This window comes from Bartonella sp. AA81SXKL (genome assembly GCF_042196945.1).
Lineage (GTDB): Bacteria > Pseudomonadota > Alphaproteobacteria > Rhizobiales > Rhizobiaceae > Bartonella.
In genome coordinates, this window is the sequence record NZ_JBHIRH010000356.1 from 1 (window position 1) to 270 (window position 270).

The 270-nt window shown below is 43.0% G+C and carries 1 pseudogene; it reads right to left on the reverse strand.

What is annotated here, in order from left to right:
- Positions 1-270, reverse strand: a pseudogene (locus ACFINZ_RS11670) (acyl-[acyl-carrier-protein]--UDP-N-acetylglucosamine O-acyltransferase); the annotation flags it as partial.

Here is a 270-nt window from a genome sequence, read left to right on the forward strand (position 1 = left end):
CAGCTGTTCCATAGGGAATTAAATCGCCAACCAGTGCCGATACACCACCAATAAATGCATGATGACCAACACGAACAAATTGGTGAACAGCAGCACCACCACCAATAATAACATAATCGCCAACAGTAACATGCCCAGCGATCATCACATTATTTGCAAATGTTACATTATTCCCCACACGGCAATCGTGAGCGATATGGGCATAACAAAAAAATTGGCAATTATCACCCACAATTGTCATTCCCACACTCGAATCAGAGCCTCTATGCA